13 protein-coding genes are annotated in these 17,523 nt (G+C 34.3%); 8 read left to right on the forward strand and 5 right to left on the reverse strand.

Features of this window, described 5'->3' with window-relative positions; genetic code table 11:
* A partial coding sequence (locus tag VKJ25_RS21025; protein ID WP_324238600.1) for a hypothetical protein occupies positions 1 to 218 on the reverse strand: 218 nt, incomplete at its 3' end.
* A gap of 64 nt (positions 219 to 282) precedes the next feature.
* On the opposite strand from VKJ25_RS21025, the gene VKJ25_RS21030 reads away from it, so the two are divergent.
* The 3 genes from VKJ25_RS21030 (at position 283) to proX (VKJ25_RS21040) (ending at position 5,466) form a co-directional block, all read left to right on the forward strand.
* The gene (locus VKJ25_RS21030) at positions 283 to 1,656 is read left to right on the forward strand and encodes a ribbon-helix-helix protein, CopG family (RefSeq protein WP_324238601.1); all 1,374 of its coding nucleotides are present in this window, start codon (positions 283 to 285) and stop codon (positions 1,654 to 1,656) included.
* 370 nt (positions 1,657 to 2,026) lie between these two features.
* The gene (locus tag VKJ25_RS21035; protein WP_324238602.1) at positions 2,027 to 3,208 is read left to right on the forward strand and encodes a quaternary amine ABC transporter ATP-binding protein; all 1,182 of its coding nucleotides are present in this window, start codon (positions 2,027 to 2,029) and stop codon (positions 3,206 to 3,208) included.
* Between the two features lie 284 nt (positions 3,209 to 3,492).
* Positions 3,493 to 5,466 carry a glycine betaine/L-proline ABC transporter substrate-binding protein ProX gene (proX, locus tag VKJ25_RS21040; protein ID WP_324238603.1) on the forward strand — a complete coding sequence of 658 codons (1,974 nt, stop codon included), beginning with the start codon at positions 3,493 to 3,495 and terminating at the stop codon, positions 5,464 to 5,466.
* A gap of 460 nt (positions 5,467 to 5,926) precedes the next feature.
* Here proX (VKJ25_RS21040) and VKJ25_RS21045 read toward each other — a convergent pair whose 3' ends face one another.
* Entirely contained in the window at positions 5,927 to 6,892 is a 966-nt protein-coding gene (locus tag VKJ25_RS21045) for an L-histidine N(alpha)-methyltransferase (RefSeq protein WP_324238604.1), read from the reverse strand.
* A gap of 418 nt (positions 6,893 to 7,310) precedes the next feature.
* Here VKJ25_RS21045 and proX (VKJ25_RS21050) point away from each other — a divergent pair, with 418 nt between their 5' ends.
* Complete coding sequence (proX, locus tag VKJ25_RS21050; protein ID WP_324238605.1) at positions 7,311 to 9,302, forward strand: glycine betaine/L-proline ABC transporter substrate-binding protein ProX; 1,992 nt, start codon at positions 7,311 to 7,313, stop codon at positions 9,300 to 9,302.
* Between the two features lie 253 nt (positions 9,303 to 9,555).
* Here the strand turns inward: proX (VKJ25_RS21050) and VKJ25_RS21055 are convergent, their stop codons facing one another.
* Both VKJ25_RS21055 and VKJ25_RS21060 read right to left on the reverse strand, forming a co-directional pair.
* Positions 9,556 to 10,518, reverse strand: a complete 963-nt coding sequence (locus tag VKJ25_RS21055; RefSeq protein WP_324238606.1) for a metallophosphoesterase — start codon at positions 10,516 to 10,518, stop codon at positions 9,556 to 9,558.
* 728 nt (positions 10,519 to 11,246) lie between these two features.
* Positions 11,247 to 11,831, reverse strand: coding sequence for a phycobiliprotein lyase (locus tag VKJ25_RS21060; protein WP_324238607.1), 585 nt, complete (start codon positions 11,829 to 11,831; stop codon positions 11,247 to 11,249).
* Between the two features lie 431 nt (positions 11,832 to 12,262).
* Between VKJ25_RS21060 and VKJ25_RS21065 the strand changes: the two genes are divergently transcribed.
* Positions 12,263 to 13,096 carry a pentapeptide repeat-containing protein gene (locus tag VKJ25_RS21065; RefSeq protein WP_324238608.1) on the forward strand — a complete coding sequence of 278 codons (834 nt, stop codon included), beginning with the start codon at positions 12,263 to 12,265 and terminating at the stop codon, positions 13,094 to 13,096.
* A 560-nt stretch (positions 13,097 to 13,656) separates the two neighbouring features.
* Here VKJ25_RS21065 and VKJ25_RS21070 read toward each other — a convergent pair.
* Positions 13,657 to 14,517, reverse strand: a complete 861-nt coding sequence (locus VKJ25_RS21070; protein ID WP_324238609.1) for an HIT family protein — start codon at positions 14,515 to 14,517, stop codon at positions 13,657 to 13,659.
* Between the two features lie 312 nt (positions 14,518 to 14,829).
* Here VKJ25_RS21070 and VKJ25_RS21075 point away from each other — a divergent pair, with 312 nt between their 5' ends.
* The 3 genes from VKJ25_RS21075 (at position 14,830) to obgE (ending at position 17,282) form a co-directional block, all read left to right on the forward strand.
* On the forward strand, positions 14,830 to 15,552 hold the full coding sequence (locus VKJ25_RS21075) for a Mo-dependent nitrogenase C-terminal domain-containing protein (protein WP_324238610.1): 723 nt from the start codon (positions 14,830 to 14,832) through the stop codon (positions 15,550 to 15,552).
* A 153-nt stretch (positions 15,553 to 15,705) separates the two neighbouring features.
* Positions 15,706 to 15,999, forward strand: coding sequence for a four helix bundle protein (locus VKJ25_RS21080; RefSeq protein WP_324238611.1), 294 nt, complete (start codon positions 15,706 to 15,708; stop codon positions 15,997 to 15,999).
* Positions 16,000 to 16,271: 272 nt separating this feature from the next.
* A complete protein-coding gene (gene obgE, locus VKJ25_RS21085) occupies positions 16,272 to 17,282 on the forward strand; it encodes a GTPase ObgE (RefSeq protein WP_324238612.1) in 1,011 nt (336 codons plus the stop codon).
* The last annotated feature ends 241 nt before the right edge of the window (positions 17,283 to 17,523 follow it).

Below are 17,523 nucleotides of genomic sequence, written 5' to 3' on the forward strand. Positions count from 1 at the left end.
CCTTGTCTCCCTTGTCTCCCTTGTCTCCCTTGTCTACCTTGTCTCCCTTGTCTACCTTGTCTCCCTTGTCTCCCTTGTCTACCTTGTCTCCCTTGTCTACCTTGTCTCCCTTGTCTACCTTGTCTCCCTTGTCTCCCTTGTCTCCCTTGTCTCCCTTGTCTCCCTTGTCTCCCTTGTCTCCCGAAACTTCCGAAACTTCCGAAACTTCCTTCTTCCATAATTAACTAAGGAATACCATTAAAGGGTATACTATTAAAAATATGGTGGCCAAGGAGAATACGAATGCCCAAAAAACGCGGTAGTGCCACCTCTTATACAGAAAGCAAGGTTAAAGTAGGCGTGTCTCTTACTCCCAGTAGCGCTGAGAAGCTAAAGGAGATAGCACATGAACTTGGTTTATCAAGGTCTGAGCTAGTTGAGCGCATTGCCAGAGGAGACCTTGCGGTTTTGAGAGAGGCAGCACAAATAACAGCAAAATTGAATAATCAGTTGGATACAGTCAATAATACTTTGACTAAAAATGAGTCATCCGACAGTGAAGTAGATATTGTGACAATTCCAGAACCATTAAGTGAGTCTGTAGAAGTACAAACTCAATTATCGCAAAGTTATCAGACTTTAGAGCAAGAATTAGAATCTCAGATGGCACAGGTAAAGGATTTGGAAAACCAAATAGCTACCATGGTGTCAAGAGAAAGTTATGAAAATTTACAAAAACAATTAGAAGAAGATAAAAAAGTAATTGCTAATTCTCAGGCACAACTAGCTCAACTTAAGGAACTAGAAGAACAAGTAGCTTTAATGATACCAAAGGAAAGCTATGAAACTTTGCAAGAAGAGTCTGAAGAGCAAAAAATACAGTTAGAGCTGTTAGAAGAGCAAGTAGCTACGATGGTGTCGAAAGAAATTCATGATTCTTTGGCACATCAGTCACAACAGCAACAAGAGCAAATTCAGCAGCTAGAATTACAAGTAGCTTCTATGGTATCCCAGGAAGTATATAAAATTCTAGAGCAGGAGTCTGAAGAGCAAAAAATACACTTAGAGTTGTTAGAAGAACAAGTAGCTACGATGGTGTCGAAAGAAATTCACGATTCTTTGGCACATCAGTCACAACAACAACAAGAGCAAATTCAGCAACTAGAATTACAAGTAGCTTCTATGGTGTTGCAGGAAAGTTATGATCTTCTGCAACGTCAATCAGAGGAACAAAAAAATAAGTTGCAACTCTTGGAAAAACAAATGGCTACAATGGTGTCAATGACAGCATACGAAACTTTGCAGAAAGAGTCAGCAGAACAAAAAGCGGAACTGCAAACTTTCCAGGAAAAAGTAGATTTAATGGTGTCAAAAGAAGATTATGAAAATTTACAGCACCAGTTACAAGAGCAACTTAATAAGTTACAAAATCTGGAATCTAAATTTGGTTTAATGATACCAAAAGAAACTTATGAAGCACTCAAAAAAGAGTCTGAGTTTCAAAAAGAAATAATTGCAGATTACCAAAATAAACTGAGTAAACTACAACAAGAATATAATAACCAATCTGAGGCTGTAGAAGCTTCTCAAAAACAAATTTCTGAGTTGAAAACTCCAGCGATGATTGCAGAAAGTCGTATTCTTAATAAGTGGCAATATCGGACTTTTTCTAGATAAAGTTAAAGTTCAAGAAAATAGATGATTCTTATTGAATACATTGAATATTAAGTTTCCAGCTAATAATTTTTATAATCAAGCAGGAAACATATATATAATTTACGCAAATTGACCAAGAAATCGGGTCTATTACTTTAATTAATTGTAGTTTTTTTTAAACCAGAAAATTGATTTAATAAACCTGGTTTTTGCGTAAGTTTTGATAGAGTGCATCTCAATTTTAAAGAAAGCTAAAAATTTATGACTTTTAGCAAATTAGCAACAGGAAATAGGTGGCAGAAAAAAAAGTATTTTTGCTCTTTGTAGGGAGTAGGGAGTAGAGAGTAGAGAGTAATATTGAGACAGGTAGTAAATTATTATTTATAAATTTATGAGTACCAAAATAGTTATAGAAAATCTAATTAAAATTTACGGTAAAAAACATATTGCGGCTCTGAAATTATTTCGGGAGGGAAAAACCAGAGATGAGATATTACAATCTACAGGTAATGTTTTAGGATTAGCTGATGTTTCTCTGGAAATTGGCAAAGGAGAATTATTTGTAATCATGGGGTTATCTGGTTCCGGAAAATCTACCCTAGTTCGTTGCATTAATCGTTTAATTAATCCTACGAGTGGACACATTTATATTGATGGTGAAGACATTGCTCATGTTGATGAGAAAAGAATGCGAGAAATACGACTGAAGAAAATTTCGATGGTATTTCAACGTTTTGGGTTATTTCCTCATAAAACAGTGGCAGAAAATGTAGGGTATGGGTTAAAGATACGGGGGGTTGATACAAGTCATCGTCGTCAGAAAGCTTTAGAAACACTAGAGGTTGTGGGTTTGGAGAAATGGGCAGATTATAAACCTACTTCTTTGAGTGGGGGGATGCAGCAACGGGTGGGTTTAGCTCGTGCTTTAGCTACTGATGCCGAGATTTTATTGATGGATGAAGCTTTTAGCGCTCTCGACCCCCTAACTAGAGGAGAGATGCAGGATGAGTTGTTGCGACTTCAGAAAGAGTTGCAGAAAACAATAGTTTTTATTAGTCACGATATGCAAGAGGGTATGAAGTTGGGCGATCGCATTGCGGTGATGAAAGATGGAGCGATTGTCCAATTAGGAACGCCGGAAGATTTAGTTATTAATCCTGTAAATGATTATATTAAGGGCTTTACTGAAGAGGTAAATTCGGCTCAAGTTATTAGAGTAGGTTCAGTTATTAGTAAAAAAGTTTCTCTGAAGATTGGTCAAGATTCTATTAGTTCTGGACTGAAGAAAATGTTAAATCATAATCTCCAATTTATCTATGTAGTTGATGATCAGAATAAACCTATTGGTTTGGTGAAGAAAAAAAATTTGGAAAGTAGTCTGAAACAAGGGAAAGAGGATATTAAAACTATTATGGAAACTGATTTTCCCATAGTGGATACTTATACTTGTTTAGAGGATATTTTTTATCTTTACAAACAAGGATTTCCCCTAGCAGTAATTGATGAGAAAAAAGAATTTCAAGGTATGGTAAAGGCAGTTGATGTATTGACAAGTTTGGGAGAACCAAATTGATTGAAATTATTATTAAATTAATATAGTGTTTTCCATTTTGATAGAATGTACCTGTCGCTGGTTTTCCGACCTGCACTACAATGATTTTACTATTCACGCTTTGTATATCATTGGTCTAAAATATGTTGTATAAAAATCCTAAATAACCTGTGAAAAAACTGTAGGGGTTTGGTTTCCAAATCCCATTTTCCTTATAAGTGCGAATACTATTCTGTGGTTTACCATGCAGGAAAACTGCTGTAATAGAAATTACTATAAACCAAAATCACAGGAGATAGTTAATTATGTTGATTTTGAATTATTTATCTAATTATTTTATGGCTGAAACTCAAGGAGGATTAAACAATTTACTCAATCCTTTTCAGGATTATACTTTACCTTTAGACGAATGGGTTAACAATTTTGTTAATTTTTTGGTTGATAATTTTCGCCCTCTTTTTCAAGCTATCAGCTCACCTATTAGCGGAACTTTAGAAATAGTAAGAGCGACTTTTTTAGGAATCCCACCTCTAATTTTTTTGATAATTATCGGTATTCTAGTTTGGCAACTAGCAAGTAGAAAAGTAGCCATCTTTAGTGTTATTGCTCTTTGTCTTATTGGTTTTTGTGGCGCTTGGGAAGCAGCAATGGTTTCCTTATCTTTAATACTGACTGCCGTAATATTTTGTATGCTGGTGGGTATTCCTTTAGGTGTTGCTTGTGCCGTAAGCGATCGCTTTAATCAAGCATCAAGACCTCTCCTAGATGCTATGCAAACTCTTCCAACTTTCGTTTACTTAGTACCTGTAGTAATGTTGTTTGGAATAGGGGAAGTTTCTGGTATAATAGCAACTTTTGTATTTGCGGTTCCACCCCTAATTCGTCTGACCAATCTTGGTATTAGGGAAGTATCCCCAGAAGTGGTAGAAGCTGCTCTGGCTTTTGGTTCAACTTCTGGACAAGTATTATGGGAAGTACAAATTCCTCTGGCTTTACCTACCATACTTGCGGGAATAAATCAAGCGATTTTATTAGCTTTATCAATGTCAGTTGTCACCTCAATGATCGGAGTAGAGGGATTAGGACAAATGGTATTACAAGGTTTAGGACGTTTGAATGTGGGATTAGCTGCGGTAGGGGGGTTAGGTATTGTATTGATTGCGATAATGCTCGACCGTATTACTCAAGTTATTAGTCAAGGTAGTATTCAGTCTTGGCAAGAGCGAGGTTTAGTTGGATGGTGGCGGTCTCTTAAGTCTTCTAAACGTAATGGTACTTTTGGGGCAGTTTTCATGGTGACTTTGTTGGTTGTAACAGTTTGGCAATTAATATCTCAAACAAATATCAAGTTAATAGAAGATTCATTGCCAGGGAAAGGCATAGTTGTTAGTCCAGTTTCTACTGTGTCAACCTATGGTGTATTTGTTGCAGAAATTGTGAATATTGGACTGGAAAAATTAGGTTATGAGATAGAAGAACCGAAACAACTGGGTATTCCAGCAATTCACATTGCTGTTAGTAATGGAGATTTAGATTTTACTGCAGCTCATTGGGAAATTGCCCATGAAGAACTTTTTAACAGTAATGGTGGGGAAAAAAAATTAGAAAGGTTAGGAAATCTGATTTCTAATGCTATTCAGGGGTATCAAATAGATAAAAAAACTGCGGAAAAATACAATATTACTAATTTATCACAACTTCAAGACCCAGAAATTGCTCGACTATTTGATTCTGATGATGATGGTAAAGCAAATTTAATTGGTTGTAATGCTGGTTGGATGTGTGAAAAAACTATTGCTCATCATTTACAAGCTTATGAACTTGAAGATACTGTGGAGCAAATTAGAGGAAATTATTCTGCTTTATTAGTAGATGCTATAACTCGTTATCGAGAAGGAGAACCAGTTCTATTTTTTGCTTGGAAACCACATTGGTCTTCCTCTACTTTAAAAGAAGGGGAAGATATAGAATGGTTGAATGTTCCTTTTACTTCTTTGTTAGGAACTATGGAAAAGTTTACGGAAAAAGAGACTTCCTTTAATGGTAAAAATCTCGGTTTTCCTGTTGATAATATTAAGATATTAGCTAATAAGAAATTTTTGGAAACTAACCCAGTTGCTAAAAGTTTTTTAGAGCAGGTTGAGGTTCCCATAGAGGATGTGAATATTCAACAGGAAAAAGTTCAAAATGGAGAGAATAAACCTGAAGATATTCGTCGTCATGCTGAAGAATGGGTGAGTAATAATCAAGCATTATTTGATAGTTGGGTAAATAATTAATAATTAATAATTAATAATTAATAATTAGATACTTAGGGCTTACTGAATAAATATAAAAGTGTTTGTCGGTAAAGATTTTAGCCTTTGCAGATACTAATAAAGTACCAGCTTTTGGGTGGTTCCAGTTCAAAAATCTAGGATTTTGAGCATTTCGAGGGGTAGAAAATCAAGAGAAAATTATTCTGGCTACTTCTTCTATGATTCCCATTCAAATACGGATTCTGGCTTCTGGCTTCTGACTTCTCCACACTACTAAAAGACTTTTTCAGCAAACCCTACTTAGATATAGAATTAGAGATAAAAAACTCTTTCATTATCAATTATCTATAAAACTCTTTCAAATTGGTATAACTCAATACGGTTCAGATAAGATTGAAACTGCTATCGTATGAAACCATTAAAGTAGCTCTTCAAATTACCGAAATGCAAAATAAAATTCTTAACTGAACCGTATTATTTTCTAACTAACCCCTAAAACATGAATAACCATACGTTGATTTTCATCAACAAAGTAATCTATGGGTTTTAATCCTCCTTTTATAGCCTGATTTTGAAAATAATCTACCGGATATTTATAAGAACTTAAGAGATGAAATTTTGTGCCTTTCTTAATATTTATCGGAATACCATCTAGAACAAAATTTTGATCTTCAGTTGCTCTGATATTATGTTCTACACAATGAGTCTCAGCTACCCAATTAAATTCATAATTAAATGCAGTTGGATCGAAGCCAGAAACTGGTAAGTCGCGATTGATGAAATATAAAATACTGAGTGCCACTTTTGCCATTCTTCCATCATTATAAGCTTTTCTTAATGACGACTCATTTTGATTAGCATCCACACCAACAATGAGAATACCATCTGGTTGTAATGCTTGTGAAATTCTTCCGAAAAATTTCAGACAATTACTTATAGAAAGATTAGTAACTGTACTACCTTTAAAAAAGACTACGGGTTTAGGAAAGTTTTGCACCAGTTCGACATTTTTAATAAAGTCATCTTGCATTATTTGAACTGGTATTTCTGGTAATTCTCGTCCTAAAATTTCTTGAGTTTGGTGCAGATAAGTTTCACAAACATCTACAGGAATATAACTTTGAAATTTTTCAACTGCTTTGAGAAAGGGCAAAGTTTTATTCTGGAAAGCTATATCTGTACCAGGGCCAAATTCTATAATATTTGCTTCTGGTGGAACATAAGCAGCTATTTTTTTAGCTACATTATTAATTAATTGGATTTCTTCTTTGTAAAGGTAGTAACCTAAATTTTGAGATATTAGTTCCATATAACATACTTCCCCATTGGCAGGATCATTCTCAATATTTGGGTCAGGAGTGCTATACAAATAAGCAGCCATATTTTCTTCCTGATCTCCTAGAAATAGAGCTTTTGTATCGGAAAGAAATAACTCATTAAAGTCCATGATATTTTTTTCTCTTGACGTACACTAAGAATATATTATAGCTGATTTCGGGTACTGGTATTTAAGTAAGCTTTTTGAATCATTCTTTCTCAAAAATTTTTATTCATTTTAAGTATAATAATCCTAAATTAACTGTGATAATTTTTATAGTAGTTAATTTGAGCTGAAAATATTGAAAATTTTGATTTATAACTCCTAATTACTATAAAAATTCTGATGAAATTAATAGCAAATACTTATAGTTGTTAGAAGATATTTTTACCCTAAAACACAAGAGATAGTTTTCCAGATCGTTTATTTAAAATAATAGAAAGTTATAAGGTATAATGCAAGCAGTTGATACACTTAAAAATTTACAGCAAACAAATAAAAAATTCGATTAAACCAACATTATAGGAGATAATCAACACAATTGATTATGAACAATTTATCTAACTATTTTATCGCTCAAACTAAAGGAGAATTAAGCAATTTATTAAATCCATTTCAATCAGGTACTTTACCTCTAGATGAATGGGTTAATAATTCTGTGAATTTTCTAGTTGATAACTTTCGTCCTCTATTTCAAGCTATCAGTTTACCAATTAGCAAAACTCTAGAAATAGTAGAATCAACTTTTTTAGCAATTCCACCTTCAATTTTTTTAATAATAATTGCCATTCTAGTTTGGCAACTAGCTGGTAGAAAAATAGCTATTTATGCTTTGATATCTCTTAGTATTATCGGTTTTTGTGGTGCTTGGGAAGCAGCAATGATTTCCCTATCCTTAATACTAACATCCGTAATATTCTGTATGTTAGTCGGTATCCCTTTAGGTATTGCCTGCGCCGTCAGCGATCGCTTCAATAATATATTGCGTCCTCTTCTCGACGCGATGCAAACTCTTCCCACCTTCGTTTACTTAGTACCTGTAGTAATGCTATTTGGAATAGGGGAAGTTTCTGGTATAATAGCAACCTTTGTATTTGCCGTTCCACCTTTAATTCGTCTGACCAATCTTGGTATTAGACAAGTATCCCCAGAAGCAGTAGAAGCTGCCCATGCTTTTGGTTCAACTCCTGGACAAGTATTATTAGAAGTGCAAGTTCCTTTAGCATTACCTACCATACTTGCTGGAGTAAATCAAGCCATTTTATTAGCTTTATCAATGTCAGTAGTCACCTCAATGATTGGAGTAGAGGGATTAGGACAAATGGTATTACAAGGTTTAGGGCGTTTGAATGTGGGATTAGCTGCCGTAGGAGGATTAGGTATTGTATTGATTGCAGTAATGCTTGACCGCATTACTCAAAGTATAAATAAAGGCAATGTTCAGTCTTGGCAAAACCGTGGTTTAATTGGATGGTGGCGCTCTCGTAACTTGTCGAAACGCGCTCAAGTAACTGTAGGAATAAGTTGTGTAGTTGCTTTGCTAGTTGGGGTAACAAGTTGGCAATTAATATCTCAGACAAATACCAGATTAACTGAAACTTCATTACCAGGAAAAGGAATAGTAGTACGTCCAACTTATGGTTTAGAAAGCTATGGTGAATTTGTCACAGACATTGTGAGTATTGGACTAGAAAAATTAGGATATGAAGTGAAAGGTCAAAAGCAACTAAATGTTCCAGCAATGCATATTGCTGTTAGTAATGGAGATTTAGATTTTGCGGGAACTCATTGGGAAGTTGCTCACCAAGAATTTTTTGACAGTAATGGTGGAGAAGAAAAATTAGAACGTTTAGGAACTCTTATTTCTCATTCTACTTTGGGATATGAAATAGATAAAAAAACTGCCGAAGAATACAATATTACTAATTTATCTCAACTTCAAGATCCAAAAATTGCTCAACTTTTTGATTCTGATAATGATGGTAAAGCAAACTTAATTGGTTGTACTGCTGGTTGGATGTGCGAAAGAGTTATTAATCATCATTTACAAGTTTACGGACTTGAGGATACTGTTGAGCAAGTTGAAGGTGATTATTCTGCCTTGTTAGCAGATACTTTAGGTCGTTATCGTGAAGGTAAACCTATTCTATATTTTGCTTGGCAACCCCATTGGTTTAATTTTGTTTTAAAAGAAGGGGAAGATGTAGAATTTTTGAGTGTTCCTTTTACATCGTTATTAGGAAATATGGGCAATTTGACAGCAAAAGATACTTCATTAAATGGTAAAAATTTGGGTTTTCCTATTGATAATGTTAGGATATTAGCTAATAAGAAATTTTTGCAGGACAACCCAGTTGCGGAACGTTTATTTGAACAAATTGAAATTCCTATAAAAGACATTAATATTGAACAAGAAAAAGTTAAAAATGGGGAGAATAAACCTGTAGATATTCGCCATCATGCTAAAGAATGGATTGCTAGTCATCAACAATTATTTGATAATTGGTTAGAGATAGCATCATTAGTTAATAATGGATAATTAATAATTAATAATTAATAATGAATAATAGAAATACGGAGCGCGGTAAATCTCAGAAACCCGGTTTCTAGGTTTTGAGTAGTAAGTATTGAATGGTTAACTATTAGACATCTTCAGAAACTAAAATTTGCACAAGGAACTATTGTGGTTTAAAATTAACTTTTTGAAATGTCTATCTTTTTCCCTTTTGTTTAATTTACCCCTTCTTATTTCCTCCTTCTTATTTCCTCCTTCTGACTTCTTACTTCTTTCTTTAAATCTGAATTACACCTGCATCAAAAACACGATTCCAAATATTAATACCCCTAACAATTAAACGGTCTTCATAAACATCAAATGCAGCAAAACTAAAATTCTCCGTAGAATATTCAGTCCACTCAGATCTACCTACAGGACGTTGTTTTGCTCCAGCACCAGAGATTAAATAAGTAGTACCATTAATTGGGCGAGTTCTTTCATAATTATGTTCATGTCCGTTAATATAAAGTTGCACCTTATGTTTCTTAAATAAGGGAGTTAATGTACTAATAAGTTTTTGACTTGAGCCATACTTTCCAGAAGAATAAATTGGATGATGAGCAAATACTATTTTCCAGGGTGCTTTACTATTACTCAATTCTTTTTCTAGCCAATTTAATTGCACTTCCCAATCTTCTTTTTTAGCATTAGTATCTAAGGCAAAAAATTGAATTGGTTGATACTCAAAAGTATAGTATCTTCCTGCCATATTAAAATTTGGATATTTTACTTGCGGCTCTCCATTATCAGTCCGAACATCATGGTTGCCTAAACAAGCATAAAATTTCACTTTATTTTCTAGTAAATACTCGTATGGCTTCTCAAAAACATCATTAATTTTTTCAATTTCTCCATTTGGATAGATATTATCACCAGCAAGAACTACAAAACCAAAAGGAAATTTTGAATGATAGTGTTTCATAGCTCTAGCTACAGAATATTGAGGCATCTTTCCTGTACCAGTATCGGCAACAGAAACAAACCGAAAAATAGGAGCGGTTTTGGGATAGGAAATATCGCTTTTTACAGTTTGAGTAGAAAGAAGATTGTTTAGTTCTTTTTTATGAAATAAAAATTCTTTTAATTCTCCTAATTGTTTTCTAAAAAAACGCAGTTTCCGTATATTAAATGAAAATACTATACCTGCAAAAGTAATGCCACCCAGACCAGCTAATAATAATAATCGACGACGTTTCATATTCATAAGGCAATTTCCTAACTTATGAGATACTTAGTGTTAATAATTTTAGGTTCTATAAAAAATAAGTCATTTCAATTATAACAATTATAAATAGGGATTACTGATTAAATATAAAAGTCTTTACAGATAAAGTTTATAGCCTTTTTAAATCCCAAAAAAGTGCAACTTTTCCAGCTAAAATAGCCAAAAAGTTAATATTTTAGGCAGACCAAAGGTAGAAAAATCAAGGAAAAATTATTCTTTCTAACGTCTTTGTCTTCCCACACTTAGCTTTTTTCAGCAAACCCTAATTACCCCAAAATTCTTACTTTTTCCCCTCCATCAACTGAAAAAATCGTACTTTTAGGGTTCCCGATAAATCAGTACCTAAAATTATTCAAACCTTTATCTATTAAATGCTTCTATATTTAATCAGCAAACCCTGAATAGGTTGTCACAAATCAAAAACTAGAAATAAACTCCGAAAATCTTACCCCTTCCTATTGCCTATTCCCGAAAAGCAGCAAGCTTCTTATACACACAGGACTTACACAGATACCACATATATAACGTTTAAAACTCCATGCCCATGGAGTTTTTTAACTCTATACATAGCACCTTTGCATTAGTCCTGACACAAATAAAATATGATTGCTATATCAGTTATCAATAAACCAATTCAAACAACCAAATAAAATATCGAGCTATAGAACCATACCTTCCCTTTTCTTTCTTCCTTGCTTCCCTCAAACTCTAGCAAGATTATTTTGAACCATTTCCTCTAATTGTTTACGAGTCAGACAACGACGTTCAGAACAATAAGCCATTAAATTAACACCATTCATCATTCTTACCGTACTAACTCTAACCCGAAAATCATCAGTCAAAAACCAACAACGTTCTTGTCCTTGATTTCTTTCATATTCTGTATCAATAGTCAAGACTCCATCAGCAGCAAAATGATACCTACCCACCACCGGAATACCCTCAACATAACCACGGTTACGCAAAAATTTTCCACTTCTACCAATTTCAGAACTTGGAATATCAACTAAAATAGCAGCATAATTTGGATTAGGTTCATCATCATTATCTAAATTATCTTGCCAATTAAAACTTGCACCACCCCTTGCTAAAGCTGGATTTACTTTTTGCTCTTCACAAACGGCGATAACTTTAGGGTCATCTTTTGCTAAAACTTTGACAATTAAATTAGATTCTCCCGACTCATCAGGAGCAGAATCAAAATGATGAACAGTACGTTGAGAAAACCATGTTCCCTCACTTTTAATAAAAAAATCCATCATTGTCATTGGTGGTGTTAATTTCATTTTTTTTACCTCTAAAATTTTGTTAATTAACTAGCTCTTAGCTTTTAGCATTTAGCTATCAACTCTTAGTAGCTCTAAATTAAAATTATTTACTTCTAAAAGTAAAATTTTCTTCTCAAAAATAATCTAGTTCCTCAATCAGTGCTTTTTTAGGAATATGCCCCAGATTTTTAGTTAAGAAAAATCAACAAAAATATAGTTGATAATCATAACATTATAAGATAAATCAAATGGAGACTTTATAAATAGATAATTAACAAATCTATATATAGAATCCTAAATAGATTGTGAAATTTTCTCCTAGAAGTTTGGTTTCCTAACCTAATTTTTCCTTGGGTTTGGAAATAAAACGGCTACATTTTTTGTCATAAATCATTTACGATTGCTATATACACAATTCCATTGTAAATACTAAATTATCTCTAGCTAAAATGCAGTTTCAATCAGCAACAGAAATTATTCAAGCTTATCAGCAAAACCCAAATCTTATTGGTAGTAATTTACAAGGTATAGACATTAGTGAAATTGAACTATATCAAATTAATCTCAGTCAAAGCAATTTACAACAAGCTAACTTAAATAATACTATTCTCATCGGAGCTAACTTCAGTCAAACTAACTTGAGTGGAGCAAATCTCAAAGGTGCCGATTTACGGAGAGCAAATCTTCAGGGTGCAAACTTGACTGGAGCAGATTTAACTAATACTTATTTGAATCGAGCTGAACTGCAAAATTCTAATTTTACTAATGCTAATTTAGAAGGTGCAAAACTTCAAGTAGCATATTACGATAGTGCTACTATTTGGCCAGAAGGATTTGCTTATAAATCGTCAGGAGCAGTTGGACCTGGGGCTAATTTAACTGGAGCTTTCTTAAATACAGCTTACCTCAGAGGTGCTGACTTACGCGGTGCAAATTTGCGGGGTTCTTATTTGAGTGGTGCAGATTTGCGTGGTGCTAATTTAGAAGGTGCAGCTTTGAGTGGAGCAAATATGAAAGGAGCTTTTTTGATAGGTGCAAATTTGCGTCATGCTCGACTCAATGCTGTAGAGTTGGATGGAGCAGATTTACGAGCTGCTGATTTAACCGGGGCAAGTTTGGATAATATTCTTAGTATTGCTGGAGTTGATTTTACTTTAGTCCAAGGATTGAGTGATGATACCAGAGCTATGTTATCTGGATATTCAGGCAAAGATTTGGGGACTTGGAATTCTTTTAGTCGGACTAATACTCAGAATAGTTTATTATCTCACATAACGGCTTAACTTCCTGATCTGACATCGCCAGGGAATAAATTCCTTGGCTCAAAGTTAAAGTCATCTCAAGATGACGACTAATGTTATTATCTTCATTTTTTGCCGCTCAAGCGATCGCTACTCGAACCCAGAAATCTCGTTTCTTAAAGAAATCAGGTTTCTGAGCATAAGTCCAAGTCCTGATTCATTCTCTAAAGCTCCTGAAAAAATCGCGCCTCAAAGAATATATAGGGTTGCATCCTCACCAAAATTCTGATACAATATATTTAACTGGGGTTTCTCGCCTATACTCATGATTTTTTATTCAACCCAAAGAATGTATTATGGTGGGTTGCAAGAGCAATAACTGTAGATTGGGTTGAGAAACCAAAACCCAATCTACTATAACTAAAAATCCCAAAACTATAACCTTATAGTTTCATTTTTATTTTCATTCTCTAAAGCTCCTAAAAAAAATCGCGCCTCAAAGAATATTAGGGTTGCATCCTCACCAAAATTCTGATACAATATATTTAACTGGGGTTGCTCGCCTATACGCATGATTTTTTATTCAACAAATCCATAAATTTTCAGCGATCGCGAGGAACAACAAACCTCATTCCTCCTTGAGCGCCTAACTCATTCTTTTCATACCGGGGGATAACATGAATATTGCAGTGCATCATTTTTTGTCCCCCGGCGCGATTAACATTTATCCCCACATTAAACCCATCAGGTTGATAGCTTTCCTGTAAAATTTCCTGTACCCGATATACCATAAACCAACATTCTAATTGTTCCTCTATAGGCAACTCAAAATAATTTGCTAAATGACGCTTCGGAATAATTAAAGTATGTCCTTTTGTGACCGGATAACCATCAAAAATAGCATAAGCTTTTGCCGATTCTGTAATCAACTTGAGACTTTTTCGAGGATTACAAAATAAACATTTATTATCCGAATTTTTTTGCTCATTATAATGAGAATATTCATAAATTTCACACAATTTATCAGTATAAATCGACTTAAAAGGTAAATCAACCAAACACTGATAAGTTGGTTTCTTATGTACAAAATGTTCTCGAAAACCCTCCTTTTTCAAATCTCTTCTCACAGCATAATAAGCCTTTCCCCCTGACCTTAATAACTGAGAAACTTGCATCAAAACTTCAAATATAACCTTCTCAAACAAAACATTTAAAACATAAAAACAGACAATAGTATCAAAAACTCCCTGGGGATATTCAGGAAAATAATAAGGATCGTAACCAGTAATATCAAAACCTTTTTCTCGTAGTAATTTAACATCATTACCCCAACCACAACCAAAATCAAGAATCCTACCTACCAACAAATTTTTCTCTAGCATTAATTTAGCTGGAAATGAGATAAATTTACGTTCTTTAGCAGTCAGGTGACTATATTTATTTGATTGTTTATCAGTAAACATTATAGAGTAAAGAATAAAGTATTATCAGAAATCGGGTTTATAGTAGATAGATGTTAATATATAAAGTATTTAATAAACCAGGTTTCTCGTTTGCTATAGCAATCCGTGCGGAGGTTGCGGGTAATCAAAAATTAAAGAAAAAAAATACAACTCTTACCTATTCCCTGTTCTCTAGTTCCCTAAAAGCAACTAAGTTTTTGACACAAATCAAATAGGATTACTACAGCAGATTTAATATAAGGTTCTTAGGTATAATGATGATTGATTTTAGGTTCAGATTATCAATACTTATATTTAATTAAAGGTTAAGCTATGACTAATATTGTCAAATCTTCTCTAAATAAAGAACAAACCACTGCCTGGTTAAGAGGACTAATGACCATTGCTTATGCAGATGGAGAACTTGATACAGCAGAAAAAGATTTATTTGACCACTTTAGTCACGAAGAATTTGCTTCAAAAATTGAAATTTCCGAACTCAAACCTATTAGTCCAGATGATTTAGCAAAAGTATTTGGAGAAAATCCTACTCTAGCAGAAAATTTTATGAGAACTGCTGTAATGGTAGCTTTAGCAGATGGAATTTATTCTGTGACTGAGGATGAAGTGCTTCATAAATATTGTGATGCTTTGGGATTAAAGGTTAAAGCATTAGAAGCATTGCGGAAAAATTTGGAGAAAGCTAAGGAACAAGCAGAAAATGATACTTTAGAAAGTTGGCTAGAAGAAACTGAACATATAGATAGCTCTACTATTCCCCATGACCCCGAACACCATAAAACCGTTCTTGCTCCCATCAAAGATTGGTTGGATGGGTGGGATATTCACGATCCCAAAGTGGCTCACATGGTTTGTAAGATGATTCCTGCTCAATGTCCATTTGAACGAGATGTGGTGGTTTTTGGGAAGAAGGTAGCCCACATTCCAGCGATGTGCAAGCTTAACCCAGTTTACGATCAGTTAGTTGGTCTGCGTTTTCGCGCTTTATCATATTTGGCAGATGAATGTCAAGAGGATGTTTCTAAATATTTTTAGTTTTTAGTTTTTAGTTTTTAGGGAATAGGGAATAGGGAATAGGTATGGAGGGAACAGGTATGGAGGGAACACTTAACTGGGAATAGGGAACACTTAACTCTTAACTGGGAATAGGGAACAAATAGTTAAAAATTAGGAGTTAAGTAAGTAAAAATGTCTGGTATTAATGATTTTAAAGATTTAAAAATTTGGCAAAACGGAATGGATATTGCCGAAAAATGCTATTTCTTGACTAAACTTTTTCCCAAAGATGAATTATATGGTATGGTGCAACAAATAAGGAGAAGCGCTGTATCTATTCCTGCTAATATAGCTGAAGGTTATGGGCGAAGATACACTGGAGAATATTTGAGATTCTTAAACATTGCTCAAGGTTCAATTAATGAATTAGAAACACACTTAATTTTGTCTGAACGAGTAGGGTTATGTGAAAAAAAAAAGAAATAGAAACAATTATTTCTCTTCTCACAGAAGAAAGCTAAGATGATTATTGATTATTGCTTTGATTAAAAAACTTGAAACTTGAAAACTGACCACAATTTCTAATTTCCTTCCTATTCCCTCAAAAAATACTTTTTTTCTTCCTTAACTACTTCCTATTCTCTGTTCTCTATTCCCTCAAAAAATACTTTTTTTTCCTAACTATTCTCTGTTCCCTATTCCCTACTATTCCCTGTTCCCAGTTAAGTGTTCCCAGTTAAGTGTTCCCTAAAAAAATTATGCAATTCATAGATCAAGCAGAAATTCAAGTCGAAGGTGGTAAAGGTGGCGATGGCATGGTGGCCTTTCGTCGCGAAAAATTTGTGCCTGCGGGTGGACCAGCAGGTGGTAATGGTGGCCGTGGTGGTTCAGTGATTTTAATGGCCGTTGCGAATCTGCAAACATTGTTGGACTTTAAATTTCAGCGCGTCTTTAAAGCAGAAAATGGTAAACGGGGTGGTCCGAAAAATATGACTGGAGCAGCAGGAAGCGATCGCTTAATTGAAGTGCCTCCTGGTACGATGATTTATGATGCGGAAACTGAGGAATTATTGGGAGATTTAGTTAAAGCGGGGCAAACTTGTTGTGTTGCTCAAGGTGGTAAGGGTGGTTTAGGAAATAAACATTTTCTGAGTAATAGTAATCGCGCTCCGGAATACGCTTTACCTGGTTTAGAGGGTGAAGTGCGAATGTTGAGATTGGAGTTAAAGTTATTAGCTGAAGTGGGAATTATTGGATTGCCGAATGCAGGAAAGTCTACTTTAATAGCTGCTCTTTCTGCTGCTCGTCCGAAAATTGCTGATTATCCTTTTACTACTTTGGTGCCAAATTTAGGAGTTGTCAGAAAACCAACGGGAGATGGTACTGTTTTTGCAGATATTCCTGGGTTAATAGAGGGTGCTTCTGCTGGTTTAGGTTTGGGGCATGAATTTTTGAGGCATATTGAACGGACTAAGTTACTGTTGCATTTGGTTGATATTACAGATATTAACCCAGAGGAAAATTTTGAGACTATTCAAAATGAGTTGAAAGCTTATGGGCGATATTTAGAAGAAAAGCAACAAGTTTTGGCTTTAAATAAAGTTGATGCAGTTGATGTGGAGAGTGCTGAAGTACAGGAGCTGGTGAATAGGTTTAGGGAAATTTCTGAGGGAAAAGTTTTTCTGGTTTCTGCTGTTGCGGGTATTGGTTTGGAAGAATTAATGCAGGAAATTTGGCAGTTATTAGATATGGAAACAATTAACAATTAACAATTAATAATTAGGGCTTGCTGATTAGATCTAAAAGTATTCATAGATAAAAATTTTAGTCTTTTTAGAGTCAGAAAAAGTGCAAATTTTTAGGCTGTTTAGGTTCAGGTATCTTAACATTTTACATTAACTAGAACAAAAAAATTAAGAAACTATTTTTTCAACTACTTCTTCTGTAAATTATCTAAATTCTTACTCTTAACTAAGGTTGGCTGATTTATCGGGAACCGTAAAAGTCTTT

Source organism: Okeania sp. (genome assembly GCF_035285525.1).
Taxonomy (GTDB): Bacteria; Cyanobacteriota; Cyanobacteriia; order Cyanobacteriales; family Microcoleaceae; genus Trichodesmium.